Here is a 16,775-nt window from a genome sequence, read left to right as displayed (position 1 = left end):
CCGAAGATACTGACGGCTACAGCGCCGTACAAGTTACCTTCGGTCAGAAAAAAGCGAACCGTGTTAATAAAACCGAAGCCGGCCACTTTGCAAAAGCAGGTGTGGAAGCAGGCCGCGGTTTGGTTGAGTTTGCTTTGACTGCTGAAAAATTGGGCGAGTTGAAAGCTGGCGACGAAATTACCGTAGCCATTTTCGAAGCCGGCCAATTGGTTGATGTAACCGGTACCTCCAAAGGTAAAGGTTTCTCTGGCACCATCAAACGCCACAACTTTGATTCGCAACGTACCTCTCATGGTAACTCACGTTCGCACCGCGTGCCTGGTTCTATCGGCATGGCGCAGGATCCGGGTCGTGTATTTCCTGGTCAGCGCATGGCCGGTCAATACGGTAACACCAAATCTACCGTGCAAAATCTGGAAATCGTGCGTGTGGATGTAGAACGCAATTTGTTGCTGGTTAAAGGCGCCGTTCCTGGTGCGGTAAACAGCGATGTTATCGTGCGTCCCGCAGTGAAAGTAGGTGCGTAATGGAATTAAAAGTAATCAACGCTCAAGGTCAGGTTTCAGGTAGCTTGCAAGCTTCTGATGCTTTGTTTGCCCGCGAATACAACGAATCGCTGGTGCACCAGTTGGTAACTGCGTTTTTGGCTAATGCTCGCTCTGGTAACCGTGCTCAGTTGACTCGTGCCGAAGTAAAGCATTCCACTAAAAAACCGTGGCGCCAGAAAGGTACCGGTCGTGCACGTTCCGGTATGACTTCTTCTCCGTTATGGCGCAGCGGTGGTCGTGCGTTTCCGAATAAACCCGATGAAAACTTTACCCAAAAGGTAAATCGCAAAATGTACCGCGCGGGCATGGCTGCGATTTTGTCGCAACTGGTACGTGATGAGCGCTTGTTTGTGGTGGAAGAGTTGTCTGCTGCTACGCCGAAAACCAAAGCGTTTGCCGAGCAGGTGAAAAACATGGGTTTGGAGCAAGTATTATTTGTGACCAAGCAATTGGATGAAAACGTATATCTGTCTTCACGCAATCTACCTAACGTATTGGTTTTGGAAGCTCAACAAATCGATCCTTACAGTTTGTTGCGCTACAAAAAAGTTGTTATCACCAAAGAAGCGGTTGCGCAATTAGAGGAGCAATGGGTATGAATCAAGAACGCCTGATGAAAGTAATTTTGGCTCCCGTTGTTTCTGAAAAGAGCAACCTATTGGCTGAAAAACGAAACCAAATGACTTTCAAAGTGTTGCAGAATGCAACCAAAGCGGAAATTAAAGCCGCTGTTGAATTGTTGTTTGGCGTGGAAGTTGCTTCTGTGACCACAACGACTACCAAAGGTAAAACCAAACGCTTTGGTCGTACCATCGGTCGCCGTAGTGATGTGAAAAAAGCTTATGTTAGCCTGGTTGCCGGCCAAGAATTGGATCTGGAAGCCGCTGCCGCAGCTGCAGATAAGGAATAAGTAGAATGGCTATTGTAAAAATGAAGCCTACCTCTGCTGGTCGTCGCGGCATGGTTCGCGTGACCACTGAAGGTTTGCATAAAGGTGCACCGTATGCTGCTTTGGTTGAAAAGAAAAATTCAACCGCAGGTCGCAATAATAACGGTCATATCACCACTCGTCACAAAGGTGGCGGTCATAAACACCACTATCGTGTTGTTGATTTTAAACGCGATAAAGATGGTGTTCCTGCTAAAGTAGAGCGTATTGAATACGATCCGAACCGTACTGCGCACATTGCACTTTTGTGTTATGCGGATGGCGAGCGTCGTTACATTATCGCTCCTCGCGGTATTAAGGCCGGTGCGGTTTTGGTATCTGGCTCCGAGGCTGCTATTAAAGTGGGTAATACTTTGCCGATTCGTAATATTCCGGTGGGTACTACCATTCACTGTATTGAAATGAAACCGGGTAAGGGTGCTCAAATTGCACGTTCGGCCGGTGCTTCTGCCGTACTGCTGGCGAAAGAGGGTGTGTACGCTCAAGTTCGTTTGCGTTCTGGTGAGGTGCGCCGCATTCATGTTGATTGCCGTGCGACCATTGGTGAAGTGGGTAATGAAGAGCAAAGCCTGAAAAAAATCGGTAAAGCTGGTGCCAATCGCTGGCGTGGTATCCGCCCGACTGTGCGTGGCGTGGTAATGAACCCGGTAGATCACCCGCATGGTGGTGGTGAAGGTCGTACCGGCGAAGCTCGTGAGCCGGTTAGCCCGTGGGGTACGCCTGCTAAGGGTTATCGTACTCGTAATAATAAACGCACGGACAATATGATTGTTCGCCGCCGTTACTCAAATAAAGGTTAATTGATATGGCTCGTTCATTGAAAAAAGGCCCATATGTAGACCTGCATTTGCTGAAAAAAGTAGATGCGGCTCGTGCAAACAACGATAAGCGCCCGATTAAAACCTGGTCGCGTCGTTCCACTATTCTGCCTGATTTCATCGGTTTGACAATTGCTGTGCATAACGGTCGCACTCATGTGCCGGTATTCATCAGTGACAATATGGTTGGCCATAAATTAGGTGAGTTCTCATTGACCCGTACCTTTAAAGGCCACTTGGCTGATAAAAAGGCTAAAAAGAAATAAGGGATAAGACATGAGAGTATCTGCATCACATAAAAATGCCCGTATTTCTGCTCAAAAAGCCCGTTTGGTAGCAGATTTAATTCGTGGTAAAGACGTTGCCCAAGCCTTGAATATCTTGGCATTCAGCCCGAAAAAAGGTGCTGAGTTGATTAAAAAAGTACTGGAGTCTGCGATTGCTAATGCAGAGCACAACAACGGTGCTGATATCGATGAGCTGAAAGTTGTCACTATTTATGTTGACAAGGCCGCTTCTCTGAAGCGTTTTCAGGCTCGTGCCAAGGGTCGTGGTAACCGCATTGAAAAACAAACTTGTCATATCAATGTGACAGTGGGTAACTAAGGAAAAGCTATGGGACAAAAAATTCATCCGACTGGCTTTCGCTTGGCGGTAAATAAAGACTGGTCTTCCAAATGGTTTGCGAAAAGTAATGAGTTTTCGACTGTTTTGAAACAAGACATCGATGTTCGTGAGTATTTGCGCAAACGTTTGGCAAATGCTTCTGTTGGCCGTGTGGTTATCGAGCGTCCGGCTAAGTCTGCCCGTATTACCATTTTTTCTGCCCGTCCGGGTATGGTAATCGGTCGCAAAGGCGAGGATATTGAAGTGCTGAAGCGCGACCTGCAAAACCTGATGGGTGTGCCGGTTCATGTAAACATTGAGGAAATCCGCAAACCTGAATTGGATGCGCAAATTATTGCCGACGGTATCGCTCAGCAATTGGAGAAACGCGTTCAATTCCGTCGCGCAATGAAACGTGCTATGCAAAATGCCATGCGCGTGGGTGCTAAAGGTATTAAAATCATGACTTCCGGCCGTTTGAATGGTGCGGATATTGCGCGTAGTGAATGGTATCGTGAAGGTCGTGTGCCGCTGCATACTTTGCGTGCAAACGTGGATTATGCGACTAGCGAAGCGCACACCACTTACGGTGTAATTGGTCTGAAAGTTTGGGTGTACACTGGCGAAGGCAAAGAAGTTGCCCAAGCACGCCCCGAACAAGAAAATAAACGCAGAAAGGGTGGTCGAAATGCTGCAGCCAACTAGAATGAAATACCGCAAACAGCATAAAGGCCGTAATACCGGTATTGCAACGCGCGGTAACGCTGTTAGTTTCGGCGATTTCGGTTTGAAGGCTGTTGGCCGTGGTCGTCTGACTGCCCGTCAAATCGAGGCAGCTCGTCGTGCTATGACCCGTCATATCAAACGTGGTGGCCGCATCTGGATTCGTGTATTTCCTGACAAACCAATTACCGAAAAACCAATTCAGGTTCGTATGGGTGGCGGTAAAGGTTCCGTGGAGTACTATGTAGCCGAAGTGAAGCCTGGTAAAGTATTGTACGAAATGGATGGTGTGGCAGAGTCTCTGGCTCGTGAAGCTTTTGCTTTAGCTGCCGCTAAACTGCCGATTCCGACTGTGTTTGTAGTAAGACAGGTAGGTAAATAATGAAAGCCAATGAATTGAAAGACAAATCAGTTGAGCAACTGAATGCTGACTTGGTTGGTTTGCTGAAAGCTCAATTTGGCCTGCGCATGCAACACGCTACCGGCCAGTTGGGTAAAACCAGCGAATTGAAAAAAGTACGTCGTGACATTGCTCGTATTAAAACCGTTTTAACTGAAAAAGGTGAAAAATAATGAGCGAAGTTAAAAATGTCCGTACTTTGCAGGGCAAAGTGGTTAGCGACAAAATGGATAAAACCGTAACTGTATTAGTGGAACGTAAAGTAAAACACCCGTTATACGGTAAGGTTATCCGCCGTTCTACTAAGATTCATGCTCATGATGAACAGAATCAATATGGTGTTGGTGATGTTGTTGTGATCGAAGAGGGTCGTCCTTTGTCTAAAACCAAATCTTGGGTAGTTAAAGAGTTGGTAGAAAAAGCTCGTACTGTTTAATTTAAGCAACAGTGCGGTGTTAAAAAGGGAAGCGGAGACTTGCAGAGTTTTAAAAAATCCTGTAAGCTTCGTTTCTTTGCTTTCGATCTCTTCGGAAGTTTCTCCCTTCGGGACCCAAGACTGATTTGCTGGAACCTTTGGATGGTTTCAGGTGGGCTTTTTTTATAAATAAATGCCTGTCTGAAAATGGTAAATTAAGTTGGATTTTTTAAAGGTAAAAACATGATTCAAATGCAGACCATCTTAGATGTGGCTGATAACTCTGGTGCTCGCAGCGTAATGTGCATCAAAGTGTTAGGTGGATCTAAGCGTCGCTACGCTAGTGTTGGCGACATTATTAAAGTGTCGGTAAAGGATGCGGCCCCGCGCGGTCGTGTTAAAAAGGGTGATGTATATAATGCTGTAGTAGTGCGTACTGCTAAAGGCGTTCGTCGTCCTGATGGTGCTTTGATCAAGTTTGATAACAATGCTGCTGTATTGTTGAATAACAAGCTTGAGCCATTGGGTACCCGCATTTTTGGCCCGGTTACTCGTGAACTGCGTACTGAACGCTTCATGAAAATCGTTTCATTGGCACCTGAAGTGTTGTAAGGAAAGCAAGCAATGAACAAAATCATTAAAGGCGATAAGGTTGTTATTATTGCTGGTAAAGATAAAGGCAAGCAGGGCGAGGTCATTCGCGTGCTGGGTGATAAGGTTGTGGTTGAAGGTGTGAATGTTGTTAAGCGTCATCAAAAACCCAATCCGATGCGTGGTGTTGAGGGTGGCATCATTACTAAGAATATGCCTTTGGCAATTTCTAATGTTGCTATTTTCAATCCTGAAACAAATAAAGCTGACCGTGTTGGTATCAAATTGGTTGAAAACGAGGGTAAGGTTAAACGCATTCGTGTATTCAAGTCCAATGGTGCTGAGATTGGTGCTTAAGGAGTGAAATGACATGGCACGTTTGAAAGACTTTTATACTACTACTGTTGTACCTGAGTTGATGAAGCAATTCGGTTACAAGTCTATTATGGAAGTGCCCCGTATCGAGAAAATTACCTTGAATATGGGTGTTGGTGAAGCTGTTGCTGATAAAAAAGTAATGGAACATGCGGTTTCCGACTTAGAAAAAATTGCAGGTCAAAAACCAGTAGTAACCGTTGCGCGCAAATCTATCGCTGGCTTTAAGATTCGTGACAACTATCCGGTAGGTTGTAAAGTAACGTTACGCCGCGATCAAATGTTTGAATTTCTTGATCGCTTAGTAACTATTGCGTTACCACGTGTGCGTGATTTTCGTGGTGTAAACGGTAAATCTTTTGATGGTCGCGGTAACTACAATATGGGTGTACGCGAACAAATTATCTTCCCGGAAATCGAATACGATAAGATCGATGCTCTGCGTGGTCTGAATATCACTATCACCACCACTGCAAAAACCGATGAAGAGGCCAAAGCGCTGTTGTCGCTGTTCAAATTTCCGTTTAAAGGATAATCATGGCTAAGAAAGCACTTATTAATCGCGAAGCTAAGCGTGTCGCTTTGGCTAAAAAATATGCTGCGAAACGCGCAGCCATTTTTGCAGTCATTAATGACAGCAGCGCTACTGATGAAGAACGCTTCGAAGCTCGCCTGAAGCTGCAGGCGATTCCGCGTAATGCTGCTCCAGTTCGTCAGCGTCGCCGCTGCGCCATTACTGGTCGCCCTCGTGGGACCTTCCGTAAATTCGGCTTGGGCCGTATCAAAATCCGTGAAATCGCCATGCGTGGTGAAATTCCGGGTGTGATTAAAGCCAGCTGGTAATAGGAGAAAATTAAATGAGTATGCATGATCCTATTTCCGATATGTTGACCCGTATCCGCAATGCGCAACGTGCCAATAAAGTTGCGGTTGTGATGCCTTCTTCTAAGCTGAAAGTGGCTATTGCCAAAGTTTTGAAAGAAGAAGGTTATATCGAAGACTTCGCGGTTTCTGCTGATGCAAAACCGGTATTGGAAATCCAATTGAAATACTATGCAGGACGTCCGGTTATCGAGCAAATCAAACGTGTTTCACGTCCTGGTTTGCGTGTATACAAAGGTTCTGGTGAGATCCCAACCGTTATGAACGGTTTGGGTGTCGCAATTGTTAGTACTTCAAAAGGCGTAATGACTGACCGCAAAGCCCGCGCAGCAGGTATCGGTGGTGAGTTATTGTGCGTTGTAGCCTAAAGGAGCGTTTAAGATGTCTCGCGTAGCGAAAAATCCAGTAACTGTTCCTGCTGGCGTAGAAGTTAAATTTGGAACTGAAGCATTGACTGTTAAAGGTAAAAATGGCGAGTTGGCCTTTCCTTTGAGCGGTGATGTTAAGATTGAATTGAGTGATGGTCAATTAACTTTTGCTGCTGTCAATAATAGTAAGCATTCAGTGGCCATGTCGGGTACTGTCCGTGCAATTGTCGCCAATATGGTGAAAGGTGTTGCAGAAGGTTTTGAGAAAAAACTGCAATTAATCGGCGTTGGTTACCGTGCTCAAGCTCAAGGTAAAACATTGAATCTATCTTTGGGTTTCTCTCATCCGGTAGTTTACGAAATGCCTGAAGGGGTAACCGTACAAACTCCGTCACAAACTGAAATAGTATTGACTGGTGCCGACAAGCAGGTTGTTGGTCAGGTTGCTGCTGAAATTCGCGCGTTCCGCCCGCCGGAGCCTTATAAAGGCAAGGGTGTGCGCTATGTGGGCGAAGTGGTTGTGATGAAAGAAGCTAAGAAGAAATAATTGAGGCCTCACAATGGATAAACATGCAACAAGACTCCGTCGTGCACGTAAAACTCGTGCTCGTATTGCGGATTTGAAAGTGGTTCGTCTGTGTGTATTCCGCACAAACAGCCATATTTATGCTCAAGTAATCAGTGCTGAGGGTGATAAAGTATTGGCTTCTGCCTCTACTTTGGAAGCTGAAGTTCGCAACAGCCTAAAAACCGGCAGCAATGTTGATGCTGCTATTGTGGTCGGTAAGCGTATTGCTGAAAAAGCAAAAGCAGCCGGCATTGAGAAGGTTGCTTTTGACCGCTCTGGCTTTCAATATCACGGTCGTGTAAAAGCTCTGGCTGAAGCTGCTCGTGAAAACGGCTTGAGCTTCTAAAGAAAGGTTTTGGAGATCTGAACATGGCAAAACATGAAACAGAAGAGCGTGGTGATGGCCTGATTGAGAAAATGGTAGCCGTAAACCGCGTAACCAAAGTGGTTAAAGGTGGCCGTATTATGGCATTCTCAGCTTTAACCGTGGTGGGTGATGGTGATGGTCGCATTGGCATGGGTAAAGGTAAATCGAAAGAGGTGCCTGTTGCTGTGCAGAAAGCAATGGATCAGGCACGTCGCAACATGATTAAAGTACCGTTGAAAAACGGCACCATTCATCACGAAGTAATCGGTAAGCACGGTGCAACTCGCGTGTTTATGCAGCCTGCTAAAGAAGGTAGTGGTGTGAAAGCTGGTGGCCCGATGCGTTTGGTATTCGATGCAATGGGTGTGCATAATATCTCTGCTAAAGTGCACGGCTCTACCAATCCGTACAATATTGTGCGCGCAACCTTGGACGGTTTGTCTAAGCTCTATACGCCAGCAGAAGTTGCTGCAAAACGTGGCTTGACCGTTGAGGAAATACTGGGAGCTAATCATGACTGAGCAAAAGAAAATTAAAGTAACCTTGACCAAGAGTCTGATTGGTACGATTGAATCGCATCGCGCTTGTGCTCGTGGTTTGGGTTTGCGTCGTCGTGAACACACAGTTGAAGTGCTGGATACCCCGGAAAATCGTGGCATGATTAATAAAATCAGCTACCTTTTGAAAGTGGAGTCATAATTATGTTGTTGAACACCATTAAACCTGCAGAAGGTGCAACGAAAGAGCGTCGTCGTGTAGGCCGTGGTATCGGTAGCGGCTTGGGTAAAACTGGCGGTCGCGGCCATAAAGGCCAAAAAAGTCGTGCCGGCGGTTTTCATAAGGTTGGTTTTGAAGGCGGTCAAATGCCTTTGCAACGCCGTTTGCCCAAGCGTGGCTTTAAATCATTGACAGCAGCTCAAAATGCTGAAGTACGTTTAGGTGAGTTGAGCTTGGTCGCGGTTGAAGAAATTGATGTACTGGCCTTGAAACAAGCTGGTTTGATTTCTGCTGGTGCCTTGAATGTCAAAGTAATCGCTTCGGGCGAAATTTCCAAAGCAGTTACTTTGAAGGGTATTAAAGCGACTAAAGGTGCAAAAGCTGCAATTGAAGCGGCTGGTGGCAAAGTAGAAGAGTAAGGCTAAAAACAAAGTGGCGAATCGACAAGCATCATCAGGAGTTGCAAATTATAGTGATTTGAAAAAACGGTTGGTATTCCTTTTAGGGGCACTGATTGTTTTTCGAATTGGTGCACATATTCCGGTGCCAGGTGTGGATGCAGCTGCTTTGGCTAAGCTTTATGAAAGCGCGGGTGGCGGTATTCTGAACATGTTAAATATGTTTTCAGGAGGATCGCTTGAGCGCTTTAGTGTTTTTGCTATCGGGATTATGCCTTATATCTCGGCATCCATTATTGTTCAGCTGGCATCAGAAATTATGCCGTCACTGAAAGCTTTAAAAAAGGAGGGTGAGGCAGGACGCCGTATTATTACGAAATATACTCGTTATGGTACCGTTTTGCTCGCTTCTCTACAAAGTTTCGGTGTGGCAAGTTTCGTATATAGTCAGAATATAGTAGTGGCGCCAAGATTTGAATTCTTTACGTCAACTGTTTTTTGTCTGGTAGGCGGAACGATGTTCCTGATGTGGCTGGGTGAGCAAATGACAGAGCGTGGAATTGGCAATGGTATTTCATTAATCATTACTGCAGGTATTGCTGCGGGTTTACCTTCTGGCGCTATTCAGTTGTGGACTTTGCTGCAACAAAATTCGATTGGCGTGCCGATGGCAATCGCTATTGTAATTGGTGCGTTGGTTTTGATTTATGTTGTGGTGTGTTTTGAAAGTGCATTGCGTAAAGTGCCAATTCATTATGCAAAACGACAAGCTGGAAGCTCTTTTTCACAAAACCAGAATACTCATATGCCATTTAAATTAAATATGGCAGGTGTTATTCCTCCTATCTTTGCTTCTAGTATCATAATGTTTCCTGCTACGCTTGCCAGTTGGCTGGGTAATAGTAGCAATGACAACTGGTTAACCCGTTTGTCGGGATGGTTAGGGCACGGCCAGCCTGCTTATATTTTGCTATTTGCAGCTTCTATCGTATTTTTCTGTTATTTCTATACGGCTTTGGTTTTTAGTCCTCGAGAAATGGCGGAGAACTTGAAGAAAAGCGGTGCTTTTGTGCCTGGTATCCGTCCGGGTGAGCAGACGTCGAATTATCTAGAAGGTGTGGTATTGCGATTGACCTTGTTTGGTGCGCTCTATATCACCACCATCTGTTTGATTCCTGAGTTCTTGACGACCGCGGTTAATGTTCCTTTTTACTTAGGTGGAACGTCATTATTAATTTTGGTTGTTGTAACAATGGATTTCAATACACAGCTTGCTTCCTATAAAATGACGCAGCAGTACGAACGCTTTGATATGAAATCTTTATCTCGTAAATAAACACATGGCTAAAGAAGATACCATTCAAATGCAGGGTGAAATTCTTGAAACCCTGCCTAATGCTACTTTTAAAGTAAAACTCGAAAATGATCATGTTGTGTTGGGTCATATTTCTGGAAAAATGCGGATGCATTACATCCGTATTTCTCCAGGAGATAAGGTGACGGTGGAGTTGACACCTTATGACTTAACACGTGCACGTATCGTGTTTCGAGCACGATAAACCAGGAAAGGAAGTAATATGCGCGTACAACCTTCTGTAAAGAAAATTTGCCGAAACTGCAAGATTATCCGTCGTAATCGTGTGGTTCGTGTAATTTGTACCGATCCCCGTCACAAGCAACGCCAAGGCTAATATTTTATTAGTCGAGATTTTGTGTTATAGTGACCAACTTTTGCCCTAAAAGGAAAAAATATGGCTCGTATCGCAGGGGTAAATATCCCTAATAACGCCCATATCGTAATCGGCTTGCAGGCTATTTACGGTATTGGCGCTACTCGTGCCAAAGCTGTTTGCGAAGCTGCTGGTGTGGTTGCCAGCACTAAAGTAAAAGATTTGGACGAGTCTGAATTGGAAGCTTTGCGTGAACAAGTTGCCCGTTATGTTGTAGAAGGTGATTTGCGTCGTGAAGTAACCATGAGTATTAAACGCCTGATGGACATGGGTTGCTACCGTGGTTTCCGCCACCGTCGTGGCTTGCCTTGCCGCGGCCAACGCACCCGTACCAATGCGCGCACCCGCAAAGGTCCGCGTAAGGCTATTGCAGGTAAAAAATAATTTTTTAAGGATTTAATTGATGGCTAAAGCAAACACAGCCTCGCGTGTACGCAAAAAAGTACGCAAAACCGTAAGTGAAGGTATCGTGCATGTTCATGCATCGTTTAATAATACCATCATTACAATCACCGACCGTCAAGGCAATGCATTGTCTTGGGCTACCTCTGGCGGCGCTGGTTTTAAAGGTTCTCGTAAAAGTACACCGTTTGCTGCTCAGGTAGCAGCAGAAGCCGCTGGTAAAGTTGCCCAAGAGTATGGCGTTAAAAATCTGGAAGTTCGCATTAAAGGTCCTGGACCCGGTCGTGAATCTTCTGTTCGTGCGCTCAACGCTCTTGGTTTCAAAATTACCAGCATTACCGACGTTACACCGCTGCCGCATAACGGCTGCCGTCCGCCTAAAAAACGTCGTATTTAATTTGGAGTGATTGAGAATGGCACGTTATACCGGCCCTAAATGTAAATTAGCACGCCGCGAAGGCACTGATCTTTTCTTGAAGAGCGCACGTCGCTCTTTGGAATCCAAATGCAAAATCGATTCTGCTCCTGGTCAGCACGGTGCGAAAAAGCCTCGTTTGTCTGATTACGGTTTGCAATTGCGTGAGAAGCAAAAAATCCGCCGTATTTACGGTGTGCTGGAACGCCAATTCCGCCGCTATTTTGCTGAAGCTGCACGCCGTAAGGGCTCTACTGGTGAATTGCTGCTCCAATTGTTGGAGTCGCGTTTGGATAATGTGGTTTATCGTATGGGTTTCGGCTCTACTCGCGCCGAAGCACGTCAATTGGTATCTCACAAAGCAATTACCGTGAACGGTCAAGTTGTGAATATTCCCTCTTTTCAAGTGAAAGCGGGTGACGTAGTTGCTGTCCGAGAAAAAGCTAAGAAGCAAGTCCGTATTCAAGAAGCTTTGGGTTTGGCTACTCAAATTGGTATGCCGAGCTGGGTTTCTGTTGATGCAGGTAAAATGGAAGGTGTATATAAAAATATGCCTGATCGCTCAGAGTTGTACAGCGATATTAATGAACAGCTGGTGGTAGAGTTCTACTCTAAATAATGCCGGCTCAGTGAGGGACAGTTAAATGCAAAATAGCACTTCCGAATTCTTGAAGCCTCGTCAAATTGATGTTGATACATTGTCGGCTACCCGCGCCAAGGTATCTATGCAACCTTTTGAGCGTGGTTTCGGCCATACTTTAGGTAATGCTTTGCGTCGTATCTTACTGTCATCCATGAATGGTTTTGCCCCGACTGAGGTGGCGATTACTGGCGTCTTGCATGAATACTCAACTCTTGATGGTGTTCAGGAGGATGTTGTTGATATTCTTCTGAATATTAAAGGCGTAGTATTTAAATTGCATGATCGCGCCGATGTAACGCTGACTTTGAAAAAATCGGGTGCAGGTGCTGTATTGGCTGGTGATATTGAATTACCCCATGATGTTGAGATCGTAAATCCTGACCACGTTATCTGTACTTTGGCAGATAAAGGCCAGATTGAGATGGAAATCAAAGTGGAACAAGGTCGTGGTTATCAGTCTGTTTCCGGCCGTCGCGCAGTACGCGATGATAACCGGAATATTGGCGCCATTCAGTTGGATGCGAGCTTTTCGCCCATCAGTCGTGTCAGCTTTGAAGTTGAGCCTGCTCGTGTAGAACAGCGAACCGATTTGGACCGTCTGGTTTTGGATATTGAAACCGACGGTTCGATTGAGCCAGAGGAGGCGGTTCGTAATGCGGCGCGTATTTTGATTGACCAAATGTCTATTTTTGCTGACCTGCAAGGTACGCCGGTAGAAGAGGTGGAAGAGAAAGCTCCTCCGATTGATCCGATTCTGCTGCGCCCAGTGGACGATTTGGAATTGACCGTACGTTCAGCCAACTGTTTGAAGGCTGAGGACATTTACTATATCGGTGATTTGATCCAGCGTACTGAGACTGAGCTTTTGAAAACCCCCAATTTGGGCCGTAAATCTTTGAATGAAATCAAGGAAGTTTTGGCATCTAAAGGTTTGACCTTGGGCTCAAAATTGGAAGCTTGGCCGCCTGCGGGTTTGGAAAAGCCTTAAGTTTGAATATTAAAGGATAATGACATGCGTCATCGTAATGGCAATCGTAAATTAAACCGCACCAGCAGCCATCGCGCTGCGATGTTGCGTAACATGGCAAACTCTTTGTTGACCCATGAAACCATCGTAACCACTTTGCCTAAAGCAAAAGAGTTGCGTCGAGTAGTTGAGCCCTTGATTACATTGGGTAAAAAACCTTCTTTGGCTAACCGCCGTTTGGCATTTGACCGCACACGCGACCGTGATGTAGTAGTAAAACTGTTTGGCGACTTGGGTCCGCGTTTTGCTGCTCGTAACGGTGGCTATGTTCGTATTTTGAAATATGGCTTCCGCAAAGGCGATAATGCACCTTTGGCTTTAGTTGAGTTGGTGGATAAAGCGGCTGAAACTGCAGAATAAGTGAAGTAAGATAGAAACCGGTCTGTGAATGACCGGTTTTTTATTTTGATGATTTATAGTAATTCTGGAGTGGGTTTGCTCTAGGTCGTGCCATTGACAGGCTTGTGGATGGTTTTTTGAGAAGAAGTCCCCCGCAGCTGCTAGGTAAAAGTACAACAAGATTGAATACCTTGCGAGCATTTTATAGCGGATTCAATTAATTCAATACAAGGTAGCAAGCTGCTGACAGTACAGGTGGTACGGAACCGATTATGTTGTCGCTTTAGCGGCTTACAAAATCGTTCTCTTTGAGCTAAGGCGCAGCAGAGCCTTCGCGAAAATTAAGTTAATCCGATATATTCCGTCATGCTCGGGTTTAAAGTATCGAAAAGAATTTTGCGAAGATCTCTGCCTGTCTGAAAAACATAAAATGTCTTTCAGACAGGCATTGGTCTATAGAATAGAACCTTGTTTGGGAAGATCAAACAAATTCTTCGGTATCGATTTCTGCTTGGGTGGCGGCGGGGTAACGGGCTCCGTATACGTTTTGGCGGTTGATCAGTACGCCGGCTTGTTGCAGCAGCTGGTCGTCTAAGTGCAATTCGGCGGCGGCGAGGTTTTCGGCCAAGTGATGGGTTTGTACGGTGCCGGGGATGGCTAGGATATTGTCTTGTTGTGCCAATAACCAAGCGAGGCTGAGTTGGGCGATGGTGCAGCCGGCTTCGTCGGCCAGTTGTTGCAGTGGATGCAGCAGTTGCAGATTTTTCGGATAGTTTTCGGCGGAGAAACGCGGCATCGGGCGGCGGATGTCTTTTTCGGCCAGTTCGGTAATGTCGTTTAAGTGGCCGCCGAGGTAGCCGCGGCCAAGCGGGCTGAAAGCGACGAAGGCGGCGCCCAGTTTGCGGGTTTTGGCCAATATGCCGATTTCGGGATTGCGCGTCCACAGCGAATATTCGGTTTGTACGGCGGCAATCGGGTGGACGGAGTGGGCTTTTTCGAGCGTGGCGGCGGATACTTCAGACAGGCCGATGGCACGGATTTTGCCTTCTTCAACCAGGCGGGAAAGTGCGCCTACGCTCTCTTCGATCGGCACGTTTTTATCCCAGCGGTGCAGGTAATAAAGGTCGATCACGTCGGTTTGCAGGCGTTGCAGAGATTCGTCGGCCTGACGCAGCAGGGTTTCGGGGCGGCCGTCGATCACGCGCTGGCCGTTTACGCCGCCCATACCGCATTTGCTGGCGAGGAAAATTCGGTTGCGAAAGGGTTTGAGCGCTTTGCCGACCAGGCTTTCGTTGGCACCAAAGCCGTAGAGGGTGGCGGTATCGAAATGGTTGCAGCCAAGATCGACGGCGTGTTGCAACAGTTGGATGGCGGTGTTTTCATCGGGCGGGATGCCGTAGGCGTGGCTGAGGTTCATGCAGCCCAGGCCGATGGGGTTGACGTGTTGTCCGGCAAGAGGGCGGGTGTTCATAGGGGCTCCTTTTTTGGGGTGAAGTTTTCAGACAGGCATATGATGGAAAGAAACGGTGTGGGCTAAACCGTGGGTATTTTCAAAGTTTACTGAACAAAGATTTCAGCAACAAATGCCTGTCTGAAAACTTTTTCAGACAGGCATTGGTCGTTTGCTGCCGTGATTTAGCCTTCCAGTTGTTTTTCCAGTTCGCCTAATACTTTGTAGCAGTTGATGACGCTCTCGACGCTGGAATTGGGTTGTCGGCCTTCGCGGATGGCGGCGAAGAATTCGCGGTCTTGCAATTCGATGCCGTTCATGGAAACGGCCACTTTGCTCACGTCTATCGGTTCTTCCTTGCCGTTCACCAAGTCGTCGTAACGGGCGATGTAGGTGCCGTTGTCGCAGATATAGCGGAAGAAGGTACCGAGCGGGCCGTCGTTATTGAATGACAGCGACAGGGTGCAGATGGCGCCGTTTTCGGCTTGCAATTGGATGGACATATCCATGGCGATGCCCAATACCGGGTGAATCGGGCCTTGGATGGCGTTGGCTTTCACCACTTTGCTGCCGGTTTGGTATTGGAACAGATCAACGGTATGCGCGGCGTGGTGCCACAGCAAATGGTCGGTCCAAGAACGCGGTTCGCCCTTGGCGTTGGTGTTGGTGCGGCGGAAGAAGTAGGTTTGAACGTCCATTTGCTGGATATTCAATTCACCCGCGGTGATTTTGTTGTGTACCCATTGGTGGCTGGGATTGAAGCGGCGGGTGTGGCCGACCATGGCGACGAGGCCGGTTTCTTTTTGTACTTTCAGTACTTCTTCGGCATCTGCCCAAGAGTCGGCCAGCGGAATTTCCACTTGTACGTGTTTGCCGGCGCGCAGGCATTGCAGGGTTTGCGCGGCGTGCATTTGGGTGGGAGTGCACAGGATCACGGCATCCAATTCGGGAAGAGCCAAGGCGGCAGCCAAATCGTCGGTAACGAAACCGATGCCGTATTTGTCGGCAACGGCTTGGGTTTTGGCCATGTCGCGGCCGATCAGGGCGATGACTTCTACATCAGGGATGTTTTTGATGCCGTCGAGGTGTTTTTCGCCGAAAGCGCCGGCACCGGCGAGGGCTACTTTGATGGTTTTCATAAATACTCCTGTTTGAGAGAAAAGTCGGATTATTCTGCGGGGGCTTCCAGTATCAGGTGGCCGACCGCGGTATTGGAGGCGGGCACATGATAGAAGCGGTGTTTAACGATGGGCTCTTGGCCTTCTTCGCACATGGCGGCGCGGGCGATCAGCCACATCACCAGTTCGATGCCTTCGGAGCCGGCTTCGCGTACGTATTCGATATGCGGTTTTTGCGCCAGCGTTTTCGGATCGGCAATCAAATCATCGAGAAATTGATTGTCCCATTCTTTATTGATTAAGCCGGCGCGCGGACCTTGCAGTTGGTGGCTCATGCCGCCTGTGCCCCAGATGTGGACGTTGATGTCTTCGTCGTAGCTTTCCACTGCTTTGCGGATGGCGCGGCCCAAATCGTAACAGCGTTGTCCGCTGGGTACTGGGTATTGTACGACATTAACATGCAGCGGAATCACTTTTACCGGCCAAGGATCGACGTCGCCGAACATCAGCGTCATCGGTACGGTTAAGCCGTGGTCAACGCCCAGCTCGTAGCATAAAGTGAGATCAAAGCCCTGTTCGATAACCGAATGCGCCAGATGTGAGGCAAATGCCTGATCGCCGGGTACGTTCGGAATCGGGCGGGGGCCCCAGCCTTCGTCGCAGGGGATGAATTCTTGGTTCATGCCCAAGGCAAAGGTGGGAATCAGGTCGAAGCCGAAGTTGTTGGTGTGGTCGTTATACACCAGAATCACCACGTCGGGCTGGTTTTCTTTTTGCCATTGTTTGCTGTATTCGTAACCGGCGAATACCGGTTTCCAGTAGTCTTCTGCGGTTTTATCCAAATCCCAGGCCACGCCGATGGCGGGGATGTGCGAGGTATAAACGCTTGCGGTAATTTTTGCCATGAGGTTTTCCTTTCAGACAGG

At 47.2% G+C, this 16,775-nt stretch carries 31 protein-coding genes; 28 read left to right on the top strand and 3 right to left on the bottom strand.

Going from position 1 to position 16,775, the window contains the following annotated elements; translation table 11 throughout:
* The 28 genes from rplC to rplQ all read left to right on the top strand — a co-directional run.
* The coding region (gene rplC, locus Q4C79_RS01880) for a 50S ribosomal protein L3 (protein ID WP_303089342.1) at positions 1 to 527 on the top strand (527 nt) is incomplete at its 5' end.
* Positions 527 to 1,147: a 50S ribosomal protein L4 gene (gene rplD, locus Q4C79_RS01875; RefSeq protein WP_303089341.1), complete on the top strand. Its 621-nt coding sequence runs from the start codon at positions 527 to 529 to the stop codon at positions 1,145 to 1,147. The genes rplC and rplD, both read left to right, overlap by 1 nt.
* Entirely contained in the window at positions 1,144 to 1,458 is a 315-nt protein-coding gene (gene rplW, locus Q4C79_RS01870; RefSeq protein ID WP_303089340.1) for a 50S ribosomal protein L23, read from the top strand. The genes rplD and rplW overlap by 4 nt, the downstream gene beginning before the upstream one ends.
* A gap of 5 nt (positions 1,459 to 1,463) precedes the next feature.
* Positions 1,464 to 2,297, top strand: a complete 834-nt coding sequence (gene rplB, locus Q4C79_RS01865) for a 50S ribosomal protein L2 (protein WP_303089339.1) — start codon at positions 1,464 to 1,466, stop codon at positions 2,295 to 2,297.
* 5 nt (positions 2,298 to 2,302) lie between these two features.
* The gene (gene rpsS / locus Q4C79_RS01860) at positions 2,303 to 2,581 is read left to right on the top strand and encodes a 30S ribosomal protein S19 (RefSeq protein ID WP_009119027.1); all 279 of its coding nucleotides are present in this window, start codon (positions 2,303 to 2,305) and stop codon (positions 2,579 to 2,581) included.
* Between the two features lie 10 nt (positions 2,582 to 2,591).
* Positions 2,592 to 2,921 carry a 50S ribosomal protein L22 gene (gene rplV, locus Q4C79_RS01855; protein WP_303089338.1) on the top strand — a complete coding sequence of 110 codons (330 nt, stop codon included), beginning with the start codon at positions 2,592 to 2,594 and terminating at the stop codon, positions 2,919 to 2,921.
* A 9-nt stretch (positions 2,922 to 2,930) separates the two neighbouring features.
* Complete coding sequence (rpsC, locus tag Q4C79_RS01850) at positions 2,931 to 3,626, top strand: 30S ribosomal protein S3 (protein ID WP_303089337.1); 696 nt, start codon at positions 2,931 to 2,933, stop codon at positions 3,624 to 3,626.
* The gene (rplP, locus tag Q4C79_RS01845) at positions 3,610 to 4,026 is read left to right on the top strand and encodes a 50S ribosomal protein L16 (RefSeq protein WP_303089336.1); all 417 of its coding nucleotides are present in this window, start codon (positions 3,610 to 3,612) and stop codon (positions 4,024 to 4,026) included. Before rpsC ends, rplP begins: the two co-directional genes overlap by 17 nt.
* Complete coding sequence (rpmC, locus tag Q4C79_RS01840) at positions 4,026 to 4,217, top strand: 50S ribosomal protein L29 (protein WP_303089335.1); 192 nt, start codon at positions 4,026 to 4,028, stop codon at positions 4,215 to 4,217. Before rplP ends, rpmC begins: the two co-directional genes overlap by 1 nt.
* Positions 4,217 to 4,480: a 30S ribosomal protein S17 gene (gene rpsQ, locus Q4C79_RS01835; RefSeq protein ID WP_303089334.1), complete on the top strand. Its 264-nt coding sequence runs from the start codon at positions 4,217 to 4,219 to the stop codon at positions 4,478 to 4,480. The genes rpmC and rpsQ overlap by 1 nt, the downstream gene beginning before the upstream one ends.
* A gap of 222 nt (positions 4,481 to 4,702) precedes the next feature.
* Positions 4,703 to 5,071, top strand: a complete 369-nt coding sequence (rplN, locus tag Q4C79_RS01830) for a 50S ribosomal protein L14 (protein WP_303089333.1) — start codon at positions 4,703 to 4,705, stop codon at positions 5,069 to 5,071.
* Positions 5,072 to 5,083: 12 nt separating this feature from the next.
* Positions 5,084 to 5,407: a 50S ribosomal protein L24 gene (gene rplX / locus Q4C79_RS01825; protein WP_303089332.1), complete on the top strand. Its 324-nt coding sequence runs from the start codon at positions 5,084 to 5,086 to the stop codon at positions 5,405 to 5,407.
* A 13-nt stretch (positions 5,408 to 5,420) separates the two neighbouring features.
* Entirely contained in the window at positions 5,421 to 5,960 is a 540-nt protein-coding gene (gene rplE, locus Q4C79_RS01820) for a 50S ribosomal protein L5 (RefSeq protein WP_303089331.1), read from the top strand.
* A 2-nt stretch (positions 5,961 to 5,962) separates the two neighbouring features.
* Positions 5,963 to 6,268, top strand: coding sequence for a 30S ribosomal protein S14 (rpsN, locus tag Q4C79_RS01815; RefSeq protein ID WP_303089330.1), 306 nt, complete (start codon positions 5,963 to 5,965; stop codon positions 6,266 to 6,268).
* Between the two features lie 14 nt (positions 6,269 to 6,282).
* Positions 6,283 to 6,675: a 30S ribosomal protein S8 gene (gene rpsH, locus Q4C79_RS01810; protein ID WP_303089329.1), complete on the top strand. Its 393-nt coding sequence runs from the start codon at positions 6,283 to 6,285 to the stop codon at positions 6,673 to 6,675.
* Between the two features lie 13 nt (positions 6,676 to 6,688).
* Complete coding sequence (gene rplF / locus Q4C79_RS01805) at positions 6,689 to 7,222, top strand: 50S ribosomal protein L6 (RefSeq protein WP_303089328.1); 534 nt, start codon at positions 6,689 to 6,691, stop codon at positions 7,220 to 7,222.
* 13 nt (positions 7,223 to 7,235) lie between these two features.
* Positions 7,236 to 7,589, top strand: a complete 354-nt coding sequence (gene rplR / locus Q4C79_RS01800; protein ID WP_303089327.1) for a 50S ribosomal protein L18 — start codon at positions 7,236 to 7,238, stop codon at positions 7,587 to 7,589.
* Between the two features lie 23 nt (positions 7,590 to 7,612).
* On the top strand, positions 7,613 to 8,131 hold the full coding sequence (rpsE, locus tag Q4C79_RS01795; protein ID WP_303089326.1) for a 30S ribosomal protein S5: 519 nt from the start codon (positions 7,613 to 7,615) through the stop codon (positions 8,129 to 8,131).
* Complete coding sequence (gene rpmD, locus Q4C79_RS01790) at positions 8,124 to 8,309, top strand: 50S ribosomal protein L30 (protein ID WP_303089325.1); 186 nt, start codon at positions 8,124 to 8,126, stop codon at positions 8,307 to 8,309. Before rpsE ends, rpmD begins: the two co-directional genes overlap by 8 nt.
* Positions 8,310 to 8,311: 2 nt before the next feature.
* Positions 8,312 to 8,746 carry a 50S ribosomal protein L15 gene (rplO, locus tag Q4C79_RS01785; RefSeq protein ID WP_303089324.1) on the top strand — a complete coding sequence of 145 codons (435 nt, stop codon included), beginning with the start codon at positions 8,312 to 8,314 and terminating at the stop codon, positions 8,744 to 8,746.
* Between the two features lie 13 nt (positions 8,747 to 8,759).
* Complete coding sequence (gene secY / locus Q4C79_RS01780; protein WP_303089323.1) at positions 8,760 to 10,061, top strand: preprotein translocase subunit SecY; 1,302 nt, start codon at positions 8,760 to 8,762, stop codon at positions 10,059 to 10,061.
* 4 nt (positions 10,062 to 10,065) lie between these two features.
* Complete coding sequence (gene infA, locus Q4C79_RS01775) at positions 10,066 to 10,284, top strand: translation initiation factor IF-1 (protein WP_003684714.1); 219 nt, start codon at positions 10,066 to 10,068, stop codon at positions 10,282 to 10,284.
* A gap of 18 nt (positions 10,285 to 10,302) precedes the next feature.
* Complete coding sequence (gene rpmJ / locus Q4C79_RS01770) at positions 10,303 to 10,416, top strand: 50S ribosomal protein L36 (protein ID WP_003697674.1); 114 nt, start codon at positions 10,303 to 10,305, stop codon at positions 10,414 to 10,416.
* 60 nt (positions 10,417 to 10,476) lie between these two features.
* The gene (rpsM, locus tag Q4C79_RS01765; RefSeq protein WP_303089322.1) at positions 10,477 to 10,839 is read left to right on the top strand and encodes a 30S ribosomal protein S13; all 363 of its coding nucleotides are present in this window, start codon (positions 10,477 to 10,479) and stop codon (positions 10,837 to 10,839) included.
* Positions 10,840 to 10,858: 19 nt separating this feature from the next.
* Entirely contained in the window at positions 10,859 to 11,254 is a 396-nt protein-coding gene (gene rpsK, locus Q4C79_RS01760; protein ID WP_002216249.1) for a 30S ribosomal protein S11, read from the top strand.
* Between the two features lie 16 nt (positions 11,255 to 11,270).
* The gene (gene rpsD, locus Q4C79_RS01755) at positions 11,271 to 11,891 is read left to right on the top strand and encodes a 30S ribosomal protein S4 (RefSeq protein ID WP_303089321.1); all 621 of its coding nucleotides are present in this window, start codon (positions 11,271 to 11,273) and stop codon (positions 11,889 to 11,891) included.
* Between the two features lie 25 nt (positions 11,892 to 11,916).
* Positions 11,917 to 12,903 carry a DNA-directed RNA polymerase subunit alpha gene (rpoA, locus tag Q4C79_RS01750; protein WP_303089320.1) on the top strand — a complete coding sequence of 329 codons (987 nt, stop codon included), beginning with the start codon at positions 11,917 to 11,919 and terminating at the stop codon, positions 12,901 to 12,903.
* A gap of 24 nt (positions 12,904 to 12,927) precedes the next feature.
* Positions 12,928 to 13,302: a 50S ribosomal protein L17 gene (rplQ, locus tag Q4C79_RS01745; RefSeq protein WP_303089319.1), complete on the top strand. Its 375-nt coding sequence runs from the start codon at positions 12,928 to 12,930 to the stop codon at positions 13,300 to 13,302.
* A gap of 460 nt (positions 13,303 to 13,762) precedes the next feature.
* Here the strand turns inward: rplQ and Q4C79_RS01740 are convergent, their stop codons facing one another.
* The 3 genes from Q4C79_RS01740 to Q4C79_RS01730 all read right to left on the bottom strand — a co-directional run bounded on the left by Q4C79_RS01740 (position 13,763) and on the right by Q4C79_RS01730 (position 16,754).
* Positions 13,763 to 14,752, bottom strand: coding sequence for an aldo/keto reductase (locus Q4C79_RS01740; protein WP_303089318.1), 990 nt, complete (start codon positions 14,750 to 14,752; stop codon positions 13,763 to 13,765).
* A 164-nt stretch (positions 14,753 to 14,916) separates the two neighbouring features.
* Positions 14,917 to 15,870 (bottom strand): Gfo/Idh/MocA family oxidoreductase, encoded by a 954-nt coding sequence (locus tag Q4C79_RS01735; protein ID WP_303089317.1) that lies wholly within the window; start codon positions 15,868 to 15,870, stop codon positions 14,917 to 14,919.
* A 29-nt stretch (positions 15,871 to 15,899) separates the two neighbouring features.
* Complete coding sequence (locus Q4C79_RS01730; RefSeq protein ID WP_303089316.1) at positions 15,900 to 16,754, bottom strand: class III extradiol dioxygenase subunit beta; 855 nt, start codon at positions 16,752 to 16,754, stop codon at positions 15,900 to 15,902.
* Between the last annotated feature and the right edge of the window lie 21 nt (positions 16,755 to 16,775).

The organism is Neisseria sp., assembly GCF_030523955.1.
Classification (GTDB): domain Bacteria; phylum Pseudomonadota; class Gammaproteobacteria; order Burkholderiales; family Neisseriaceae; genus Neisseria.
This window is presented reverse-complemented; position numbering and strand designations above follow the sequence as displayed.

Coding starts and splice junctions, on each gene's coding strand:
- rplD (WP_303089341.1), top strand. CDS start 527: ATGGAATTAAAAGTAATCAACGCTCAAGGTCAGGTTTCAGGTAGCTTG.
- rplW (WP_303089340.1), top strand. CDS start 1,144: ATGAATCAAGAACGCCTGATGAAAGTAATTTTGGCTCCCGTTGTTTCT.
- rplB (WP_303089339.1), top strand. CDS start 1,464: ATGGCTATTGTAAAAATGAAGCCTACCTCTGCTGGTCGTCGCGGCATG.
- rpsS (WP_009119027.1), top strand. CDS start 2,303: ATGGCTCGTTCATTGAAAAAAGGCCCATATGTAGACCTGCATTTGCTG.
- rplV (WP_303089338.1), top strand. CDS start 2,592: ATGAGAGTATCTGCATCACATAAAAATGCCCGTATTTCTGCTCAAAAA.
- rpsC (WP_303089337.1), top strand. CDS start 2,931: ATGGGACAAAAAATTCATCCGACTGGCTTTCGCTTGGCGGTAAATAAA.
- rplP (WP_303089336.1), top strand. CDS start 3,610: ATGCTGCAGCCAACTAGAATGAAATACCGCAAACAGCATAAAGGCCGT.
- rpmC (WP_303089335.1), top strand. CDS start 4,026: ATGAAAGCCAATGAATTGAAAGACAAATCAGTTGAGCAACTGAATGCT.
- rpsQ (WP_303089334.1), top strand. CDS start 4,217: ATGAGCGAAGTTAAAAATGTCCGTACTTTGCAGGGCAAAGTGGTTAGC.
- rplN (WP_303089333.1), top strand. CDS start 4,703: ATGATTCAAATGCAGACCATCTTAGATGTGGCTGATAACTCTGGTGCT.
- rplX (WP_303089332.1), top strand. CDS start 5,084: ATGAACAAAATCATTAAAGGCGATAAGGTTGTTATTATTGCTGGTAAA.
- rplE (WP_303089331.1), top strand. CDS start 5,421: ATGGCACGTTTGAAAGACTTTTATACTACTACTGTTGTACCTGAGTTG.
- rpsN (WP_303089330.1), top strand. CDS start 5,963: ATGGCTAAGAAAGCACTTATTAATCGCGAAGCTAAGCGTGTCGCTTTG.
- rpsH (WP_303089329.1), top strand. CDS start 6,283: ATGAGTATGCATGATCCTATTTCCGATATGTTGACCCGTATCCGCAAT.
- rplF (WP_303089328.1), top strand. CDS start 6,689: ATGTCTCGCGTAGCGAAAAATCCAGTAACTGTTCCTGCTGGCGTAGAA.
- rplR (WP_303089327.1), top strand. CDS start 7,236: ATGGATAAACATGCAACAAGACTCCGTCGTGCACGTAAAACTCGTGCT.
- rpsE (WP_303089326.1), top strand. CDS start 7,613: ATGGCAAAACATGAAACAGAAGAGCGTGGTGATGGCCTGATTGAGAAA.
- rpmD (WP_303089325.1), top strand. CDS start 8,124: ATGACTGAGCAAAAGAAAATTAAAGTAACCTTGACCAAGAGTCTGATT.
- rplO (WP_303089324.1), top strand. CDS start 8,312: ATGTTGTTGAACACCATTAAACCTGCAGAAGGTGCAACGAAAGAGCGT.
- infA (WP_003684714.1), top strand. CDS start 10,066: ATGGCTAAAGAAGATACCATTCAAATGCAGGGTGAAATTCTTGAAACC.
- rpmJ (WP_003697674.1), top strand. CDS start 10,303: ATGCGCGTACAACCTTCTGTAAAGAAAATTTGCCGAAACTGCAAGATT.
- rpsM (WP_303089322.1), top strand. CDS start 10,477: ATGGCTCGTATCGCAGGGGTAAATATCCCTAATAACGCCCATATCGTA.
- rpsK (WP_002216249.1), top strand. CDS start 10,859: ATGGCTAAAGCAAACACAGCCTCGCGTGTACGCAAAAAAGTACGCAAA.
- rpsD (WP_303089321.1), top strand. CDS start 11,271: ATGGCACGTTATACCGGCCCTAAATGTAAATTAGCACGCCGCGAAGGC.
- rpoA (WP_303089320.1), top strand. CDS start 11,917: ATGCAAAATAGCACTTCCGAATTCTTGAAGCCTCGTCAAATTGATGTT.
- rplQ (WP_303089319.1), top strand. CDS start 12,928: ATGCGTCATCGTAATGGCAATCGTAAATTAAACCGCACCAGCAGCCAT.
- Q4C79_RS01740 (WP_303089318.1), bottom strand. CDS start 14,752: ATGAACACCCGCCCTCTTGCCGGACAACACGTCAACCCCATCGGCCTG.
- Q4C79_RS01735 (WP_303089317.1), bottom strand. CDS start 15,870: ATGAAAACCATCAAAGTAGCCCTCGCCGGTGCCGGCGCTTTCGGCGAA.
- Q4C79_RS01730 (WP_303089316.1), bottom strand. CDS start 16,754: ATGGCAAAAATTACCGCAAGCGTTTATACCTCGCACATCCCCGCCATC.